The sequence below is a fragment of the Rhodococcus sp. D-46 genome (assembly GCF_011290655.1).
GTDB lineage: Bacteria > Actinomycetota > Actinomycetes > Mycobacteriales > Mycobacteriaceae > Rhodococcus_F > Rhodococcus_F qingshengii.
Genome location: NZ_JAANTF010000010.1, coordinates 80540 through 98607 on the forward strand (window position 1 = coordinate 80540; position 18068 = coordinate 98607).

The 18068-nt window shown below is 60.7% G+C and carries 15 protein-coding genes and 1 pseudogene; 9 read left to right on the forward strand and 7 right to left on the reverse strand.

The features are described from left to right. Positions 1 to 345 precede the first annotated feature (345 nt). A complete protein-coding gene (locus G9U53_RS24985) occupies positions 346 to 1014 on the reverse strand; it encodes a BON domain-containing protein (RefSeq protein ID WP_165639356.1) in 669 nt (222 codons plus the stop codon). Positions 1015 to 1450: 436 nt separating this feature from the next. Between G9U53_RS24985 and G9U53_RS24990 the strand changes: the two genes are divergently transcribed. From G9U53_RS24990 to G9U53_RS25005, 4 genes and pseudogenes are all read left to right on the forward strand, one after another. Then, positions 1451 to 1909, forward strand: a complete 459-nt coding sequence (locus tag G9U53_RS24990) for an Hsp20/alpha crystallin family protein (protein ID WP_165639357.1) — start codon at positions 1451 to 1453, stop codon at positions 1907 to 1909. Positions 1910 to 2013: 104 nt separating this feature from the next. After that, positions 2014 to 2172, forward strand: coding sequence for a hypothetical protein (locus tag G9U53_RS24995; protein ID WP_165639358.1), 159 nt, complete (start codon positions 2014 to 2016; stop codon positions 2170 to 2172). Positions 2173 to 2234: 62 nt separating this feature from the next. Beyond that, positions 2235 to 2657 (forward strand): annotated as a pseudogene (locus G9U53_RS25000) (CBS domain-containing protein); the annotation flags it as partial. Between the two features lie 263 nt (positions 2658 to 2920). After that, entirely contained in the window at positions 2921 to 4432 is a 1512-nt protein-coding gene (locus G9U53_RS25005; RefSeq protein ID WP_165639360.1) for a GNAT family N-acetyltransferase, read from the forward strand. A 259-nt stretch (positions 4433 to 4691) separates the two neighbouring features. Here the strand turns inward: G9U53_RS25005 and G9U53_RS25010 are convergent, their stop codons facing one another. Beyond that, positions 4692 to 5294 carry a hypothetical protein gene (locus tag G9U53_RS25010; RefSeq protein ID WP_165639361.1) on the reverse strand — a complete coding sequence of 201 codons (603 nt, stop codon included), beginning with the start codon at positions 5292 to 5294 and terminating at the stop codon, positions 4692 to 4694. Between the two features lie 1137 nt (positions 5295 to 6431). Here G9U53_RS25010 and acsA point away from each other — a divergent pair. Genes acsA through G9U53_RS25035 form a run of 5 tightly spaced genes read left to right on the forward strand, consistent with a single transcriptional unit; the run spans position 6432 to position 11570 of the window. Continuing rightward, positions 6432 to 8198: an acetate--CoA ligase gene (gene acsA / locus G9U53_RS25015; RefSeq protein WP_165639362.1), complete on the forward strand. Its 1767-nt coding sequence runs from the start codon at positions 6432 to 6434 to the stop codon at positions 8196 to 8198. Next, positions 8195 to 9193 (forward strand): pyruvate dehydrogenase (acetyl-transferring) E1 component subunit alpha, encoded by a 999-nt coding sequence (gene pdhA, locus G9U53_RS25020; protein ID WP_165639363.1) that lies wholly within the window; start codon positions 8195 to 8197, stop codon positions 9191 to 9193. The genes acsA and pdhA overlap by 4 nt, the downstream gene beginning before the upstream one ends. After that, a complete protein-coding gene (locus G9U53_RS25025; RefSeq protein ID WP_165639364.1) occupies positions 9193 to 10167 on the forward strand; it encodes an alpha-ketoacid dehydrogenase subunit beta in 975 nt (324 codons plus the stop codon). The genes pdhA and G9U53_RS25025 overlap by 1 nt, the downstream gene beginning before the upstream one ends. Positions 10168 to 10181: 14 nt before the next feature. Further along, complete coding sequence (locus tag G9U53_RS25030; RefSeq protein ID WP_165639365.1) at positions 10182 to 11309, forward strand: dihydrolipoamide acetyltransferase family protein; 1128 nt, start codon at positions 10182 to 10184, stop codon at positions 11307 to 11309. 12 nt (positions 11310 to 11321) lie between these two features. Continuing rightward, on the forward strand, positions 11322 to 11570 hold the full coding sequence (locus tag G9U53_RS25035; RefSeq protein ID WP_165639366.1) for an acyl carrier protein: 249 nt from the start codon (positions 11322 to 11324) through the stop codon (positions 11568 to 11570). Between the two features lie 707 nt (positions 11571 to 12277). Here the strand turns inward: G9U53_RS25035 and G9U53_RS25040 are convergent. The 5 genes from G9U53_RS25040 to G9U53_RS25060 all read right to left on the reverse strand — a co-directional run bounded on the left by G9U53_RS25040 (position 12278) and on the right by G9U53_RS25060 (position 17697). Then, positions 12278 to 14323 carry an erythromycin esterase family protein gene (locus G9U53_RS25040; protein ID WP_165639367.1) on the reverse strand — a complete coding sequence of 682 codons (2046 nt, stop codon included), beginning with the start codon at positions 14321 to 14323 and terminating at the stop codon, positions 12278 to 12280. 58 nt (positions 14324 to 14381) lie between these two features. Next, positions 14382 to 14654, reverse strand: a complete 273-nt coding sequence (locus tag G9U53_RS25045; RefSeq protein WP_165639368.1) for a cold shock domain-containing protein — start codon at positions 14652 to 14654, stop codon at positions 14382 to 14384. Beyond that, entirely contained in the window at positions 14644 to 15072 is a 429-nt protein-coding gene (locus tag G9U53_RS25050; protein ID WP_165639574.1) for an SPW repeat protein, read from the reverse strand. The genes G9U53_RS25045 and G9U53_RS25050 overlap by 11 nt, the downstream gene beginning before the upstream one ends. A 404-nt stretch (positions 15073 to 15476) precedes the next feature. Continuing rightward, a complete protein-coding gene (locus G9U53_RS25055) occupies positions 15477 to 15944 on the reverse strand; it encodes an Hsp20/alpha crystallin family protein (protein ID WP_165639369.1) in 468 nt (155 codons plus the stop codon). Between the two features lie 862 nt (positions 15945 to 16806). Further along, positions 16807 to 17697: a universal stress protein gene (locus G9U53_RS25060; RefSeq protein WP_347570827.1), complete on the reverse strand. Its 891-nt coding sequence runs from the start codon at positions 17695 to 17697 to the stop codon at positions 16807 to 16809. Positions 17698 to 18068: the final 371 nt, after the last annotated feature.

Genomic DNA, 18068 nt, shown 5'->3' on the forward strand with positions numbered 1-18068 from the left:
TTATGGTCGACAGTTTCGTGGAAGTGGAAGTGGAAGTGGAAGTGGAAGTGGAAGTGGAAGTGGGGGAGCGGTGGCGGAAATTCGTTCGCTCAGGACTCGAGCAAGGACTGGGCGGGTGCCGCTGCTTTCCGATGAGGTTGGGCCGGGAATCGCTCGGATTTGCGCCAACACCGACGTTGCTGCGCCGGGCGAGTGGTCTTGCCGCGCCGCGATGCTGGACCACGTAGATTGTGGGCGGGGGTGAAAGTCACTACGTGACAGACTGTTCAGCGCGACTCATCGAAATGGTCGAGCGTTTACCGCTCAGCGCTATGTGTGTCTGTGGCCGCTATCGTTTGGAAGTGTTCAGAGGCGGATGGTGATCTGGTTGTCGACCTCGGTCACGTGGGGTGATCCCCACGCCGCCAGCTCGGCTTGGTGCTTTTCCGCCCACGAGCGGACGGTGCCGGTGAGTGTGACCGTGTTACCGGAGACTGTGGCATCGATGGCTGTCGCGTCCAGTTGTGCGTTGCGAATCAATGCCTGCGCGATGCGGCGTTCGGCATCGGGAGCAGACGGTTTTTCGCTGATAGTGACGGTGTTGGCGACGGAGTTGACGCCGCGTAGATGCTCGACGGCCCGTTTAGCAGCTTGCCGTTGAAAGTCCCATTTCACTTCACCTTGCAGGGTGACATTGTGGTTGTCGATCCTCGCTTTGACGGTGTTGGGGACGTTGGAGGCCCATGTCAGGGCGTGTTCGACGGCTTTGGCGATGTCGGTTTCGGAGACGGATTCTGTGGCGTTCGGATGTATCGACAAGTCGTCGACAACAGCGGTGACCCCGCGCACACGTAGCGCCGCGCGTGTGGCGGCCAGGCGTGTCGAGTACTTGTCGACCTCACCGGAGAGGGAGACAGTGCCGTCGTCAACTGCTACCCCGATGCCGGCGGAGTCCACCGCTGGAGTCCAGGAGAGCTCGTCTTGGACAGCGGCCTGGATGTCGTGGTCATTACTGGTCGAGGGTGCGGGACTCATTGCGATTGTCCTTCTGTGGGGTGATCGGATTCGTGCTTCCTTCACAGTGACGACGTCGGGAGATATCGCGTAGAGGCGTTCGGCCTCGATTGCGAAACCTTCAGGGGCCCAAGCGCGAGGGGGCTAGTTGATGACTACTCGGTCAGCGATGAACGGTGTTGTGCAGAGCATGGTGACTTCGGGTACCACCCCACAACGCTTTAGTGATCACCGATGCCCACGATGGGGCGGTCCCCGATCTCGACCGCCGTGTGCAGGCCGTGATCCCGGTCGAGTGCCGGATCGAGTCGGTGGGATGTTCGTGTGTCGCTGCCCGGACACGCGTCTCGATACGTCCGACGGTCGTCCGAACGATGACCGTCGACCCTACTCGAGGTTGTGTATGCGGTGTGGAATCGAAAGGTCACCAACCAGAACTCTTCGTTTGGAGCCTTCTATGAATATTTTGTCCCATCGCCGCCCCCGGCAGTCGTCGACGTGGCCGACACTGCCCGATTGGTCGGACCTGATGGCTCGATTCGAGTCGATGCCGCCGTGGATCTCGCTCGAAGGGCACATGATCCGCGTCGAGGAGCACCTTGACAAGGGTCGGTACACCTTACGCGCCGAGCTACCGGGGGTCGACCCGGAGAAGGACGTGAACATCAGTGTTCGGGACGGACAGTTGACCATCAAAGCCGAGCGTGCCGAACAACACCAGGAAGGAACCCGGTCGGAGTTTCGTTACGGCAGCTTCTACCGATCCATGCCGCTACCAGTCGGCGCGAAGGAAGACGACATCAACGCCGCCTACACCGACGGGATCTTGACCGTGACGATGCCGGTCGCCGAATCCTCGACCTCGGAGAAGCGCATCGAGATCACGAAGACTGCGGCCGGCAACGGCCACCACTGACTTGTGCCGGGCACGGGAACGTCCAGGCCACGGAAGCCGCCGTGCCTGCTGGTTCTTGGTCCCGGCGGACTGAATTCGACACACTCCCAACATGCGAGGCCGACATGCCGAAGATGATCGTCGCGATGATCGTGGCCATGTGGCTCATGCTCGCCGCGATCGGCGCCTGGAACATCGTCGCCTTCGTGATTGCTGCGCTGGCCGCCGTCGTGGCGGGTTGCTACCTGCTGGCCACCGCGGTGACCGGAACCCGGGGCCGCTGAACGGGTCGGGCTGCTGATTGTGAATCCCATTCTGTTTCAATGACTTCTGGAGATTATCACTCGTGACCGCAGCATGTGAGATCATGCACACCGGCGCAACCTGCATCGGTGAACACGACACCCTCGCCACCGCACAGGGCATGCGGGAGTTGGACGTCGCGGCGCGGCCGATATGCGGTGACAACGATCGCCTCCACGGCATCGTCACCGGCCGGGATATCGTCGTCAAATGCGTTGTCGCTGGGCTGGACCCGGCCACGATGACCGCTACCGATCTCGCGCAGGGCAATACATACCAGCTTGATTCCGGGGCGAGTGTCGAACAGGGCGTCACCGTGATGGAAGTACACCAGATTCGTCGCCTGCCCGTTCTCGACGATCACCGTCTGGTGGGCATGATCAGCGAGGTCGACATCGCCCGTCACCTTCCCGATCACGCATTCGATGCGTTCGGCGAGGCCATCTGCGCCCCCAAGCCCTCCCACCCTGACCCCATAGCAGGGAAGGCCGACAGGGGCTTCCGCAGAAGTCTCGGAGATCGCGGGGGATGGCTTTCCGTGTCCTCCACCGATGGTGAGTTGATGATCTACGAGATAGACCGTGCCACGGCGCACTGACCACCCCAGGCCCGGGACTCGTTGACGAAAGAGACGGGAGCCAAGCACAGCGCCGGTGTCCATTGCCTCACCCGCGTGGCTCCGGAGACGATGAGGGGCGGCGTAGCCCGCCTCCGACATCGAGGAAACTCATGCTTGCACACGAACACGACCCGATCGTGGTCACCGTGGACCAACCGCCTATCGGGCACGACGCCGCCTTGTGGTCCGCAGCCCTTGCCGAACGCCTGCACTGCCCGCTGCGGATCGTCCACATTGCGGCCCGCGAGCACAAGTGGGCGGACATCATCCACCATCCGGATGCCAGTGCACCGTATTCGACTCCAACCGCAGTCGTCGACGATGCAGTCGCGGTCGTACACAGCCGATTCCCCGATCTCGACGTCAGCGGTGCACTGATCGAGGAAGTCGACGGCAAACAGATCGATCCCTCCACCTCGCACGCACTCGCCACCGTAGGACAAGATGCGCGGATAGTCGTCCTCGGGCATCCCGATGCAGGGAACACTGACGTCCTGGCGGCGAGCTCACGGGCCGGCACCCTCACTGAACACACCGCCTGCCCGATCGTCATCTGGCGGGGACAACACGGACAGCGGCCCGACCAGCGGCCTGTGATCCTCGCTGTCGACCATGCCACCGACAGCGCCGCGGCAGCGATGGCAGCGTTCGAATACGCGGACCTGTTCGGCGCTCCACTGGCCGCCGTACGCGCCCGACCCACTCCACCGGCACCCGAGCAGAACACAGGTCCCGGCCCTGGCGCGGAGCACGACACCCTCGACGACATCCTGTCCGTACCCCGCCGCGCTTTCCCGGGCGTCGCCGTCACCGCGTCCGTCGAACCCGGATCACCTCGGCAGGTACTGACAGAGCGGGCAGCGGGCGCACAGCTGGTGGTCATCGGAACCCACGGGCGGCGGATCCCAGCCGTTGAGGGCGCGGAGTCGGTAAGCCAGTACCTGTTCCACCGCAGCCGGTGCCCTACGATGATCTGCCCACCCCGGCCACCACCGAATGAACCCGACCGGACTCATGAGCCGGGCGTGCTCGCCGGGGTGGTGTCCGTCTCGGCGAACGATACAGCGATCCCGGGAGTCACCACTCGCATCCTCACTGTCGATGATCGTGACTCGGTGATGCACCTGCACGAGCAGCTGTCCGCCGCCGACTCCCACCTGCGTTTTTTCACGCCGCGCCCGAAGCATCTCGACGAGTTCGCGGACCAACTCTGCCGACAGGACTACGCACACTTCGCGCTCGGTGCTTTCGAGGGCGCTCATCTTGTCGGTGTCGCCAATTATGTTGTCACCGACACCACTCCCGGGAACATCAGCGCCGAAATGGCACTCGTCGTTACCGGTCATGAACAGCGGCACGGTATCGGCACACAGCTGGTGCGGCATTTGGGGAAGGCCGCGTACCTTCATGGGGTGGCGCACCTGACCGCGGAAATTCTTGCCGAGAACACTCTCATGCTCGCGGTCATCACCGAACAGGGCTGGACCGGCGCGTTGCGCCGCGACGGGGTGACCGTGCACTTCGACCTCGAATTGGCTTCTCACCGAGAGTTGTGCCCGCAAACCCCCGAGATGCCGCAGGACGGAATCTCAGGCAGAGCCATCCGAAAGGGAAGACTCTGAATGTAAGGGCAGGACCCGCGTCGGATGCATACAATGTGCTCCTCGGACGAGTGCGACGATCGAGTGCGACGATCACGTTGGTCTGTTGGTCTGAATCAACTCTGCTAGACGCGGGAGCCTGGGAAGTGCTCCGCGCTCCCCGCGTCGGCGGTGTGGACAGGCGGTAGCGCGTCTTGTCAGTATCCGGCGGGCGCGAGACCGGGCAGGGTCGTGTCACTCCCCACGCAAGATCAGTGGTGGCCCGATCCAACGTCTCGAGTCAGTTCACAGGCCGTCCTGGTGTGCGTTCGAGACTTTGCCATTCCCGTTGCCACCCCGATCGTCGGTATACCGCGAGCAGGTAGCGGATCCCGAGCAACAGCAGTCCGCCCGCCGTTGTTCCGAGCATCAGGAAGGCGAATGCCACGCTGATGGCCTCGATCGCGTTCTCGGTTCCGGTGTTCGGGGCCCGCATGTAGTTGCCGCGTGTGTCGATCCAGACTGTGACGGTCTGCCCGGCCTCGGCGCCTACGTCGGTGTCGACGAGGCCGGAGCGCTCGGTGCCGTCGACCTCCCATTGGGCGCGAACCTGGTCGCGTCCAGTTGGGGCTCGGGTTGGAGCTTCCGCTACCGGGGGACGGGGATTCTCGAGCAGTAGCGCCTGGACTTGCCGCCCGCTGGCGGCGGCCGAGCGGGATTGGTCGGTCAACCGGGCGTGGGCTGCGGTGCCGACGGCACCGGCGAGCGGCACCAGCACCAACACCATCACCGCGACGACAAGGACAATGACGGATTCGATCCGGTCGCTGCGCCGCATGAGCGGGTTCTTGGACCACGGCCTCAGGCGCCACCACCGAACCGGTGTCATATAGCTGTCGATCATTGCAGTCTCCCGGGATTGTCCTTCTGTCAGTGTCGACCTCGACGTTGCGGGACTGTAGGGCCACAGGTCTACGAGAGATGCTCAAATGAGAGGGCTTCGGTCATTTCACCAAACGTCGGACTTGCCGTACGGGCCAACTCGTGATCCGGCGATGCTGTCCGTGCAGTCGGAGAGGCAGCTGTAGTGGCTGCGGATGGGAGGTCACCCAGGACAGGGGCGCCGCCCCGCAGTTCTGGGCAGGATTTGCTGAACTGGCGACGCATTTCTCGACAAATACACGCGCGCTGGAGCATGCCGAACCACGCGGACGGGATCGGCCCCGGATTCGGCGCCACCGGGGCAGTGGAAGTCTGGAGTGGTCGAGCTGCTGCTGTTATTCGCTGCTAGCGTCCGCTCGTCAGTGGAAGTCGGCCACACCGGCACAGTCTGCGTGGCGAGGACACGTGGCGATTTCTGTGCCCGCGGTATGGCAGGGGACTAGCGGTGGGAGGTCTTTGGTCACCTGCCGCGTAATAAGGCTGTTCGGGCGCGATGTCTGGTTCTACGCTGGGGTGCGGGTTCAGCCATGAGGGGGCGGAGTCCGAATGGAATACAGGTCTTCGTGTTGTGTGCTCAATGCGAATGACGTTCTGGCGAAGCCTCGGTCAGTGCACTTCTTCGGCCGGGGTTTCGTTTTGCCTGTCGTCGTATCTCTTTGCGGTGGGCAATGAAACGGTTCGTCGGCGTAGTGTTTGCATGTTGTGCCCGCTGGTGGACTGTTCTCGGTCAATGCACTGCAGCGTCTTGCGTTGCGTCGTTGCTTCGTCGCTACTGGTATGTGACTCGATTCGTTCCGGGGCAACGGTCGGTCAGATCGACAGTCAAAACGATCTGGGCTTCCATGAGTCGACATCGTTCGACGAGGACTGACCATGGCAGGCTACGAAGCAGTCGGCGCGTGTTTGGAGGCGCCGAATCGTAACCCGGCCGTAGTCGATTTCGTCGTGGATACGTCCGAGCGCCATGGATTTCGGGCCGCAATGGCAGTTCAGAGTCCCGCTACGGTCCTAAGCCCCTATCCGCGTGGTAGCGCAGAGGCGACGCTGGAAGTGAACCTAAACGATCGACACGCACTACGCCGAACCGACGGGGCAACCTATGGATATCATCGACAGTTCACTCGACGTCGATTGTCCACCGAACTTCACGGACTACGAAGGCGAACGAAAGCGCTTCTCCTGGAACGAGATCAATCGTGAACTCGGTCGATGTCCGGGCGGATGCAACATCGCCCACTATGCCGTCGACCGGAACGCTGACGGGCCCTTGCGGGACGAGACAGCCTTCCGGATCGTCGGTCCGCCGGGGGCGTCGACTACTTTGACGGTCAGTGACATCAGTTTCGGCGAACTAGCCCGACGGTCGAGGACCTTCACCAACCTCCTCCGGAAACTCGGGGTCGTCAAGGGCGATCCGGTGTTCCTCTACATGGGACGCATCCCGGAGTTGTATACCGTGTTCTTCGGGGCACTGCGCAACGGATGCATCGTTTCGCCGATGTTCTCCGCATTCGGTCCGGAACCTCTCGCGACCCGTATCAGGCTCGGCGGTGCCCGCGTGCTTGTCACCACTGAACGTCTGTACCGCCAACGTGTGGAGAAGATGCGTGCCGATCTTCCGACGCTGCGCCACGTGCTGTTGATCGGCGCAGGTGATACGCCTACCGACCTTGCAGGGACAATCGACTTGAAGACCGCGATGTCGGAAGTCGACGACGATGCAGAGATCACACCGACAACCGTTGACGACATTGCCCTGCTTCATTTCACCAGCGGAACCACGGGCACACCTAAGGGCGCCATTCATGTCCATGGCGCTGTCGCAACGCATTTCGCGACCGGACGCTACGCGCTTGATCTGCACTCGACTGACATGTACTGGTGCAGCGCCGACCCAGGCTGGGTAACCGGGACGTCGTACGGCGTCATCACCCCGCTGCTACACGGTGTCACTTCCGTCGTAGACACCGAAGAGTTCAACGCCGAGCGGTGGTACCGCATCCTCGAACAATTGAAGGTGACGGTCTGGTACACCGCCCCCACCGCGATTCGTATGCTGATGAAATGCGGCTCGGAACTTGCCCGCGAGTTTTCCTTTCCCACACTGCGATTCATCGCAAGCGTCGGCGAACCTCTCAACCCCGATGCAGTTCTGTGGGGCCGAGATGTACTCGGGCATCCGATCCACGACAACTGGTGGCAGACCGAAACCGGCGGGATCATGATCGCCAACACTCCAGGATTCGCCATCAAACCAGGGTCGATGGGGCGCCCGCTGCCCGGTGTCGAGGCCGGTATCGCCACCCGATCCCCCGACGGTACGGTCTCGGTCGTCGACGTGCCTGACACCGAGGGCGAACTCGCGCTACGACGAGGGTGGCCGGCCATGTTCCGCGGGTACCTACACAACGAAGAGCGCTACGGTACCTGCTTCTCGGGTGATTGGTATCTGACCGGTGATCTCGCCAAACGTGATGCCGACGGCTACTTCTGGTTCGTCGGCCGCGCCGATGACGTCATCAAATCGGCAGGCCACCTCATCGGGCCGTTCGAGGTCGAGAACGTCCTCACCGAGCATCCGGCGGTTGCTGAAGCTGGGGTGATCGGCAAGCCCGACGCGACCGTCGGCGAGGTGGTGAAGGCTTTCGTCTCGGTCAAGAGTGGCTGGAACCCCGACGATGTGCTTCGTCGTCAACTGCTCGGGTATGCACGAAAGAGACTCGGAGCCGCAGTCGCACCCAAAGAGATCGAATTCGTCGACGCGTTGCCACACACACGTAGCGGAAAGATTATGCGGCGGTTGTTGAAGGCCCGAGAGCTCGGACTGCCGGAGGGCGACATATCGACACTGGAGGTCGGCGGATGACCGTGAACAATTTTCCCTACGACAAGGCTTTCGCGGTCGAACTTCTCACCGACATGCTTCGTATCCGCCGTCTCGAGGAAAAGGCCGCAGAACTGTACGGAGCGGGGAAGATTCGAGGATTCCTGCACTTGTACGTTGGAGAGGAAGCCGTAGCAGTCGGCGCATTGCACGCCTTGCTGCCCGGTGATTCAGTTGTCGCCACCTACCGCGAACATGGACACGCACTCATTCACGGGGTGTCCATGAACGCCATCATGGCGGAAATGTTCGGAAAACGTGAGGGCTGCTCGCGGGGTAGAGGCGGATCGATGCACCTGTTCGACGCGACGACACATTTTTACGGTGGCAACGCTATCGTCGCCGGTGGCATCCCACTGGCGGTCGGGTTGGCGATGGCGGACAAGATGCAGGGACGAGAGAGCATTACCGCATGCTTTTTCGGAGAAGGAGCCATGGCCGAGGGTGCCTTCCACGAATCGATGAACCTGGCTTCCCTGTGGCGACTTCCGGTGCTGTTCTGTTGTGAGAACAACCTGTACGCGATGGGTACCGCGCTGGCTCGGTCCGAGTCTCAGACAGACTTGTGCGTCAAGGCAGCTTCCTTCGACGTCCCGACACTGCGGGCCGACGGGATGGACGTGATTGCGAGCCTCGAAGCCGCGCGGGCGGGTGCAGCCCATGTGCGTGGAACCGGGGGGCCGCACTTCGTAGAGTTTCAGACATACCGCTTTCGTGCTCATTCGATGTTCGACCCGGAACTGTATCGGGACAAAGCGGAAGTGGACGCTTGGAAGGAACGTGGACCGATTCACACCTTCTCCGCGAGGCTCAAAGGCCTGGGCCTCTTCACCGAAGCGGAATTCCTTCGGATCGACGATGTAGTAGCTGCCGAGGTCGAAGCCGCCGTCGCATTCGCTGAAGCCGGAACCTGTGAGGCTCCCGAGGACCTCCTGCGAGATGTATTGACTCCCGTGGATGCAGCAAAGGAGAACTAATGAAGACAAGCTACCGCGAGGCGATGCGGGAGGCGATCCGCGAAGCGATGTCGGCAGACGGTCGTGTTTTTTTGATGGGGGAGGACATCGGTTGCTACGGAGGCACTTACGCGGTTTCGAAGGGACTGCTTGCCGAATTCGGACCCGACCGTATCCGAGACACGCCACTGTCGGAGCTGGGATTCGTCGGTGTCGGGATCGGCGCGGCAATCGGCGGGATGCGACCGATCGTCGAAATCATGACGGTAAATTTCAGCTTGCTGGCACTTGACCAGATCGTGAACACCGCTGCATCGATACGGCACATGTCCGGGGGACAATTCTCGGTTCCGGTAGTTGTCCGGATGGCGACCGGTGCCGGTCGACAACTCGCGGCTCAGCACTCCCACAGCCTCGAGAATTGGTATGCCCACATCCCCGGAATTCGCGTGCTGGCTCCCGCAACCGTTACCGACGCACGCGGCATGCTTGCCCAAGCCATCGCGGATCCGGATCCGGTGATTATCTTCGAGCACGTCGGGCTCTACAACACCGTCGACGACATCGACTGGCCGCAACCCGTCGACATCGAGTCCGCGACGGTCCGTCGGGTCGGCAAGGACATCACCCTGATCAGTTACGGCGGCTCCATGCCGAAAACCCTGGCTGCGGCAGAAGTGCTGTCAAAGGAGGGCCTGGACGCCGAGGTGCTCGACCTCCGCGTCTTACGACCACTCGATACAGAAGCGATCACATCATCTGTGAGCAAGACACATCGAGCTGTCGTCGTCGACGAAGGTTGGCGCAGTGGAAGTCTGGCAGCTGAAGTCATGACTCGGATTGTGGAGACGGCGTTCTACGAACTCGACGCGCCACCGCGTCGAGTGTGCAGCGCGGAAGTTCCGGTGCCGTACTCGAGACACCTCGAGCAGGCTGCCATCCCTCAGATGGAGACGATCGTGTCCACGGCGTGGAACGTGACAGGCGACCGGTGACGTGAGGAACCCTTATGTTTGATTTCGTACTGCCTTCCCTGGGCTCCGATATGGAGGAGGGCACATTGACCGACTGGCTGGTCAAGCCGGGAGACGAAGTCGAGCGCGGTCAAGCCGTCGCAACGGTGGACACCGTGAAAGCCGCAGTGGACGTGGAAATCTGGCGGAAGGGAACGATGTATCAGTTGCTGGTCGAACCCGGGACCAGCGTATCGGTGGGGACTGCGATGGCACGGCTCCTCGAACCAGGCGAGTCCGCTCCTGACGCGACTGCGGAGTCGACATCCTTGCAGGGCAGAGCGGAACCGCACCGGCGAATTCGGGTATCCCCGGTGGCGCGCAGAGAAGCGGAGAAACTCGGCATTGACACCGCCTCGCTCGAGGGAACAGGACCGCTCTCGTCGGTGACGCTGAACGACGTACTCAATGCCGCGCGGTCGAACACGTCAAGACAAGACGAGGTCGTACCTGTCGATAAGGCCAAGGAGATGCGCCGGGCTATCGCAGCATCGATGAGTCGGTCCAAGCGTGAGATTCCGCACTACTACTTGACCGACCAAATTCCTCTGGACGCAGCTGCCGAGTGGCTCGAACGTGAAAATGCCGGTCAACCGGTGACTGGGCGTCTGTTGATGGCCGTACTGCAACTCAAGGCCGTTGCACTTGCAGCACAACGCTTCCCCGAGATAAACGGATTCTGGAAGGACGGCGAGTTCAGCCCGAGCAAATCCGTGCACGTGGGTGTTGCGATCTCTCTGCGCCACGGCGGCCTGGTTGCCCCGGCAATACACGACACGGCTGAAAAGCCTCTTGGGCAACTGATGACCGAGCTGACGGATCTGGTGGCTCGCGCACGTGCTGGATCGATGCGCAGTTCCGAGATGTCGGATCCGACCGTGACGGTGACGAATCTGGGCGAGCGAAGCGTCCAAGCGGTCCTCGGAGTCATCTATCCGCCGCAGGTGGCGCTCGTCGGATTCGGGCAGATTGCGGAGCGGCCGTGGGTCGACAACGGAAAACTGTGTGTTCGAAAGGTGGTCACCTCTTCGCTGGCAGCGGACCACAGAGCCTCCGACGGTCACCGTGGAGCTTTGTTCCTGGCCGCGATCCGTGAACTGATGCAACATCCGCAAGATTTGTAGAAGGAGCTGAATGTGAACGTATCCGACATCGAGGCTTCCGTGATCGCTGCACTACAAGACATCGCACCCGAAGTCGACGAGAACGACCTAGTCCGCGATCAATCCCTTCGCAGTCAAGTGGATCTAGATTCGATGGACTGGCTGAACTTCCTTGTCCGACTGCACTCGAGGCTCGGAGTCGATATTCCGGAGTCCGACTATGCCGCACTAGTTACGCTGGCAAATATCACCGACTACGTTTCCACTCGCATACCGTCCTGAGATTGCATCTCGTCCCCTTCCCCGGTTTACGGTGCCTTCGCTTGTAGGTGTATCCGATGCATCTCGAGCAAGATCGAAAACTATCGGTTCCTCCGCCAGTTCTCTCACCGCTGTCCTCATGACCGTTTCGACCGAGCGCCGCGCTGTGGCGCTCGATTGCGGGGAGGCCGGTGACCACCAGGCGGACCTGGTCAAACGCATCTCGCTGCCAGCGGATGGGCACCGTATGGGAATGCCTTGTTGAAGGGCGGATCAGTGAACACTGGCGCAAAATGGTCGTGCTCGTCGGCGGGGTGTCTTATCGCTGATCGGAGTGGTTAGGCTGATCGCCGCATCATACGGGGCTGGTTCTACCTTCACCAGCGCCACGACGAGTACTTCACCACTCCCACCCGAGGGATACTGGACGAAAATCGGTGCCGTGGTCTTCCCACAGCTCGATCGCGTACGTCCGTCTACACCCAATCTGGCCTCGCGGTGGTGCTGGCCTCGCGGTGGTGATGTCGGGAGGATTCAGTTGCGCGCCTCGGCGAACCAGACCGGGCCGCGGTATTTAAAAGATCCGTGGAACAGGGCCCGAACTACCTCCCGAATCCTGTCTTCTTTCCCCGCCAGTTCTCGTTCGACATCGACACCGCGACCATCGCAGTAGTTCTCGCATAAAGTCAGTGACAGTGGTAGATGTCCGGCCCGCACGGCGTAAAGAATTACAGTGCAAAGGGATAGGTTTCCGGACGTTCTCCTTCAATCCACAAACTTGTGCGGTCGAGCGGTTCAAGGGCCCTTGTCGTATCGACGTGCACCACCGCGTCGAATTGGTCGGACAACCTGGCGTGGAAGTAGTGGCTTTGTCTTTCCGTTTCGGGACGGTAGATCACACCGATAGCACGTTCCAGACGTGCAGTCCGCAGTGTGTCGGCAGCAGGCCCGTAGTGGGTGCGGATGAGGAATGAACCTCGGCCGACCTCGTGGAAAAGTTCCTCGACGCTACTGGGCAACGCCGGGCGGACGACTTTCCGTTCGGCCGGTCCTCCCCATTCGCCGGCGGCAGTGACAGTCCCTTCATACGTACTGAAGCCGATCAGACGACAGGTGTCAGGATATCGTTCGCGGACCAGTTGCCCGACCGTCAGCTCGCCGTGCGCTCCCACCTCGGTTGCACGGGCATCGCCGACATGCGAGTTGTGGGCCCACACCACCACACGCGATGGCGGTTCTTCCCTAATGTCGAGGTGCTTGACCAACGCATCGAGGGTGTCGACCATGTGGCGGTCGCGTATGTTCCATGATGAGACCCTGGCTCGGAACATGGTGCGGTAGTACTCTTCTGCATCACGCACCGTGGTCGCGTTGCGCTCGGCGTAGAACTGTTCGTCCTCCGGGGCGATGCCGTCTTGGTCAACGTAGGCGATGGCATGTTGCTGAAGATCCTTCAGCTGCTCGACGACCTCTGTCTCACACGATTCGCCGGCGCCGAAAGCTGCTGCGTAGCCGTAAGACTGACCGTCCTCTGTTGCCACCTGGTCAAAGCAGGAATATCGATCACGAGCGCGCCGTGCCGCATCCGGATCCACGCGTTCGAGGTATTCGATCACTTCCTGGATGGATCGGTGCATGCTGTAGAGATCGAGTCCGTAGAACCCTACCTGGCGACCGTCGACTGCTGCGCTGGCCGCGTTATGCTCGCGTAGCCAGGCAACGAAGTCGAGTACCTCCGTATTGCGCCACATCCAGGCGGGGAATCGCTCAAAGCCGCGCAGTGACTGCTCCGCCGAAGTGTCCTGCCCCTGCCCGCGAACATATCGGTTGATTCGGTAAGCATCGGGCCAGTCGGCTTCCGCAGCGACAGCATTGAAACCCCTGTCCTCGATCAGGATTCGTGTCATCTCGGCACGTGCAGCGTAGAACTCGTGAGTGCCGTGTGAACTTTCGCCGATCAACACTACGCGTGCATCACCGACAAGATCGAGTAGAACGTCGCGAGGCGGAACACCATCTGGCGCGCTTTCGCTGGCAACTCGAATAGTTCCCGCAGCCGAAGTGAAGTTGTGAATCCTGGCGCTATCTGTGTTCTGCCCGTGGGTCGAGGTTCGCAGTAATGTGCATACTTCCTCGTCCGTCACCTGGCTGAAATCCCAGAACGAGGCGCCGACCGCACGGAACGGAAAGGGCATTGTCGCACACACCATGTCGTCGACCATTGCGCCGAGTTCGCGGCACGTCGATTCCGGTGCCGCTGGCACCGCGACTACGATCCGCGCAGGCTCCTGTCGACGGATCGAGTCGACCGCGGCGAAAATGCTGGCGCCTGTGGCGAGACCGTCGTCGACAAGAATCACTGTCTTGCCCGCGACTTCGGGTGGCGGCCGATTCTCCCGGTACACAGCTTCGCGGCGTGCCAGTTCGCGGCCTTCGTGGACCACGACTTCGCTCAGTTGCGCCGAGGAGATGGCGAGGTCACGGAGAAGGTCGTCGTTGAGGACCACGGACCCGCCGCTGGCGAGGGCTCCCATGGCATATTCGGCGTGCCCCGGGATACCGAGTTTGCGCACGACAAACGCATCGAGAGGAGCGTCCAACGCTGCCGCTACTTCCCATGCCACGGGAACGCCTCCGCGTGCGAGGCCGAGGACGACAACATCCGGATCGCCGCGGTAAGCCGTCAGTAGTTCCCCGAGCATACGACCTGCTTCTCGACGATTCCGAAAGACCTGTTCTGGTCGGCCCGCAGCTGTTTTGGTGGAACTGCTCATAATTCGACTCACTCCTCTGCCTGACGATGCACCGGACGATATTGGTTCGCAACGATGTTCACGTCATTTCGGCGCGTGTGCACCGGGTACGCGAATTCTTGTGGACATTGCGGGCCTGGGGCGGGTGTGTAGTCACGTCGAGGTCGTAAGTAACAGGCTCTCCCTCATCAAGCGTGCGGAAACCGCTTCCTGCTATCTCGGAATGGTGCACGAAGACGCTGGGGCCTGCGCCGTCAGGTGCGATGAAACCGAACCCGCTCTCCTGGTTGAACCATTCGACGTGACCGGATATCTGTTTGTCGGAGGCAATAGCGTTCGGGTCATTGGTCATGCGATTCCCGCCGTTGCGCGCGCCGTCCCACTCCTACCGCTGCAGTCGCAAGCCCGAGAAGGCACACCAGTGCTCCGACAACCGAATTGGACCAGATCATCGCCGTGCTGGTATCGACGCCAGCCACGATCCAAGGGGACGCGATCAACCAGACCCCCAGCAACGGTGCAACGAACGTCAGGCCGTGGCTGCGGCCGTATGCGGTTCCGAACGCCACCGAGAGCACCGCGATAACCAGACCGGTGATCAGGTTCGTTACGGTCAGGGCAGTTTGGTTATCGAAGCCGACGATCCACGCGGATGCAGCGCCGTACAGTCCGGACAACAGCATCATGCCGTCGGCGATTTGGGCGGTAGGTTGCTGGGCCACCTGATCGTAGCGCTCGCGCAGGGCAACGATGTCTGGATGCGTGTGCATGGGTGCGTGGGTAGATGACATTGTGGTACATCTCCTCGGGTAATGCGGTGGACAATGTATCGCCCGCATCGGTTGGTTTCTTTGGTGGGTAAAGGCTTTCGCCAGTGAATCCCGGCGAAGGCAGCCCGGAAGAATCCGAAAAGGGCTGGCTTGTAGTGAGATTCTATTCGTGGTTTTCAGCCCGGGCTGTATGGTCGCCGATCCGGTCATCGCGCCGACCAGCATGTACACACCCAGTATGAGGGCGCTGAGCGTAGCGATCACGAAGGCGACGGTGCTCCACGCCGCTGCCGCTGCCTGTGCGAGCCAGAGAGCAACGATCAGGGGGACCACTGATTTAGGTCTACTTGCCTAGATCGGGAACGATGACGTGTACCAGCCCTGAGGGACAGAGGATTGATCGTTCAGTTCTTCTTGCTGCCCTTATCAATTGCCTTCTTGACTTCGACGTGCTTTTCCGGCGATTGTGCTTCGGAAACCGGTACCGTCACCATCAAGATGCCGTCGTCGTAGGTTGCATCGATGTCATCTTCCTGCGCGCCAGTGGGCAAGGACATCGATCGGAAGAAGTTCCCGTAGTGGAATTCTGACCGGGTGCCCTCCTCCTGCGTCTCGGTGCGTTCTGCCTTGATTGTCAGTTGGCCGTCGCGGACGCTGATATCGATGTCCTTTTCGGGGTTTACTCCGGGGAGTTCGGCGCGCAGGATGTATCTGCCCTTTTCGAGATGTTCTTCGACGCGAATCATGTGGCCTTCGAGCGAAGACCATGCCGGCATTGCCTCGAATCTGGCCATCAAATCGGACCAGTCGGGAAGTGACGGCCAAGCCGGTAGCATTGCCGGGCGGGAGCTTCCGGGGGAAAGAACGCTCATAGCTGACTCCTGTGATGCAAATGGTTGCTGACATCTCCGATTTCACTCCTCATCGGGTGATGTCAGTAGGGTCAACTGTCCTCGATTCGATGACGTGTGAACTTCCGAACTTGACCGGGTTGCCTGGAAGCGGATCCTTCAGCCTCATTCTTCTCACATTGGTAACGGGGTGAGTGAATCCCGATGTGCACCCGCCGTGGAGTATGAATTCGGAGCCGGTCGAGTACGTCGCTTCGCGGACTATGAAACGCACCATTGAGGCAACCTCCCCAGGCTTCCGTAGCGTGGGATCGGTTGCTCGGCAATGCATGAGGAACCGAATGGCGCTGTCATTGCACTGTCGATCGGTCCTGGGTGAACTGAGCAGCCTCGTATGTTTTACGGGCTGAAGTCAAGCGTGGCAGTCTTCGTAAGCCTGCGAAGGACCCAATCGCTTTGCAACGCACGCAGCGAGTTCTCCGTACCCGGCCCGAGCGGCTGTGGAAGAGGTATTCACAATGTACGCCACTGGGTGGTCCCGTCAGTGATTCTGCAGCGCAGTGCATTCCGAGCAGACGCGGTCCAGGTTGGTGTTCAGGGCGTGTCTGAACTGTGTCGGATGTTGCTCTTGGATGCTGCCTTGACGCGAGAATGCCTGCAATGCTGACGAGAACGGACAGGGGGTGAGCATCGTTTCTGCTGTGTCGATCGCGGGTTTCAAGTTTCGGTTTGTGCCACGTCGAGACGTCGGAAGGTCACCTGGTTGACCAGTTTCGCTTCGCCTTTTCGCCTCCCGTATCAAGGAGATGTCCGATCAGGACTCGATACCTTCTTCTGCCAGTCGTCATCGGTGCCAAAAGTCGGGAGCTGTGGCTCGCGGTGATCAACGATGACTGTTGACGATCATCAGTGGACACTGTGCCCCGTGGAGAACCTCCCTGCAGGTGCTTCCGAGAAGCATTCCACTGAATCCGCCGCGCCCACGGCGACCGAGAATGACCAATTGTGCGCGTCCGGAATGGACGATCAGATTCTTGCCCGGCTTGTCCTTGACTATCACTGTTGTCACACGCACGTCGGGGTATCGATCACCGTATCCGGCGAGGCTTTCCGCGGTGAGGGCGCGTTCGGTGTCGTGGCGTGCCTCCCAATCGACTTCCCGGAACTTCGAGAAAACAATGTCGAGGGCGATATCCGACCAAGCGTGTACCGCGACGAGATCGACCCCTCGCAGTGAGGCTTCATCGAAGGCTGCGGCGATAGCAGGTTCACTGTGCACACTTCCGTCGACGCCGACGACTACAGGACGTGTGTCGGTGTCTTGGTCGTCGTCAAAGTTTCCACGAAGGACGACCACAGGACATAGTGCGTGCACCACCAGGGATGAGCTCACCGAGCCCACCAGCCCGCCCGTAAGTTCCCCATGACCACGGGTTCCTACAGCCAATAGTCCTGCAGTTTTGGAAATTTCACGGAGAACGACGACAGGTGGATCGTTGGCAAGTTCGACATCGACGTCGAGTACGTGCTTTCCCGCTGCGGCAGCCGCCAGTTCGGTTGCTTCCGCCAAGCGTCTTTTCGCCGATGTCTTCTGCTCGTCGAAGTAGAGAGCAGGCATGCCGATCGGAACACCGTAGTTTGACGGGGTGAACATGGTGGTCACTACAAGCAAAGGTGCGCTGCGAAGTGCAGCGTCGTGTGCACCCCACGACACTGCTTGACGAGATTGCGCCGATCCGTCGTAGCCGACAACTACAGGGGCGTTGATTCTCACGGCCGATCTCCTTCGAGTCGAGACGGAAATTTTCGGGCTGTTCCTGAATCGTCGGCCAGCGGTGGTCCTGATAGCAGAGGCGAAAGTCATTTCCGGTGTCATTGCCTATCGGTGTCAGCCGGTTTCTGATATCTGCCAGTCGGCGACAATCGGCCGCTTCTGTAGATGCCTCGGCGCTGCGACGTCGCTACTGGACGTCTCAACTGACAGTAGTATCCGGAACCTTTGATTGGTTGACTCTGAAGAAGGGGAAATGGATATCACCAGAACCGATTCGAGCGTCGTGCAGCTTGCCGTCGAGTTGGCATGTCGGGCAACCTCTTTGCATAACAGTCAGCCGTGGAGATGGGAGAACTCTGACAGTGAGCTGA

What these genes read in the sequence shown, in the direction of transcription:
- G9U53_RS24985 (WP_165639356.1), bottom strand. Translation starts at nt 1,014, where the DNA reads ATGAGTCCCGCACCCTCGACCAGTAATGACCACGACATCCAGGCCGCT.
- G9U53_RS24990 (WP_165639357.1), top strand. Translation starts at nt 1,451, where the DNA reads ATGAATATTTTGTCCCATCGCCGCCCCCGGCAGTCGTCGACGTGGCCG.
- G9U53_RS24995 (WP_165639358.1), top strand. Translation starts at nt 2,014, where the DNA reads ATGCCGAAGATGATCGTCGCGATGATCGTGGCCATGTGGCTCATGCTC.
- G9U53_RS25005 (WP_165639360.1), top strand. Translation starts at nt 2,921, where the DNA reads ATGCTTGCACACGAACACGACCCGATCGTGGTCACCGTGGACCAACCG.
- G9U53_RS25010 (WP_165639361.1), bottom strand. Translation starts at nt 5,294, where the DNA reads ATGATCGACAGCTATATGACACCGGTTCGGTGGTGGCGCCTGAGGCCG.
- acsA (WP_165639362.1), top strand. Translation starts at nt 6,432, where the DNA reads ATGGATATCATCGACAGTTCACTCGACGTCGATTGTCCACCGAACTTC.
- pdhA (WP_165639363.1), top strand. Translation starts at nt 8,195, where the DNA reads ATGACCGTGAACAATTTTCCCTACGACAAGGCTTTCGCGGTCGAACTT.
- G9U53_RS25025 (WP_165639364.1), top strand. Translation starts at nt 9,193, where the DNA reads ATGAAGACAAGCTACCGCGAGGCGATGCGGGAGGCGATCCGCGAAGCG.
- G9U53_RS25030 (WP_165639365.1), top strand. Translation starts at nt 10,182, where the DNA reads ATGTTTGATTTCGTACTGCCTTCCCTGGGCTCCGATATGGAGGAGGGC.
- G9U53_RS25040 (WP_165639367.1), bottom strand. Translation starts at nt 14,323, where the DNA reads ATGAGCAGTTCCACCAAAACAGCTGCGGGCCGACCAGAACAGGTCTTT.
- G9U53_RS25045 (WP_165639368.1), bottom strand. Translation starts at nt 14,654, where the DNA reads ATGACCAATGACCCGAACGCTATTGCCTCCGACAAACAGATATCCGGT.
- G9U53_RS25050 (WP_165639574.1), bottom strand. Translation starts at nt 15,072, where the DNA reads ATGCACACGCATCCAGACATCGTTGCCCTGCGCGAGCGCTACGATCAG.
- G9U53_RS25055 (WP_165639369.1), bottom strand. Translation starts at nt 15,944, where the DNA reads ATGAGCGTTCTTTCCCCCGGAAGCTCCCGCCCGGCAATGCTACCGGCT.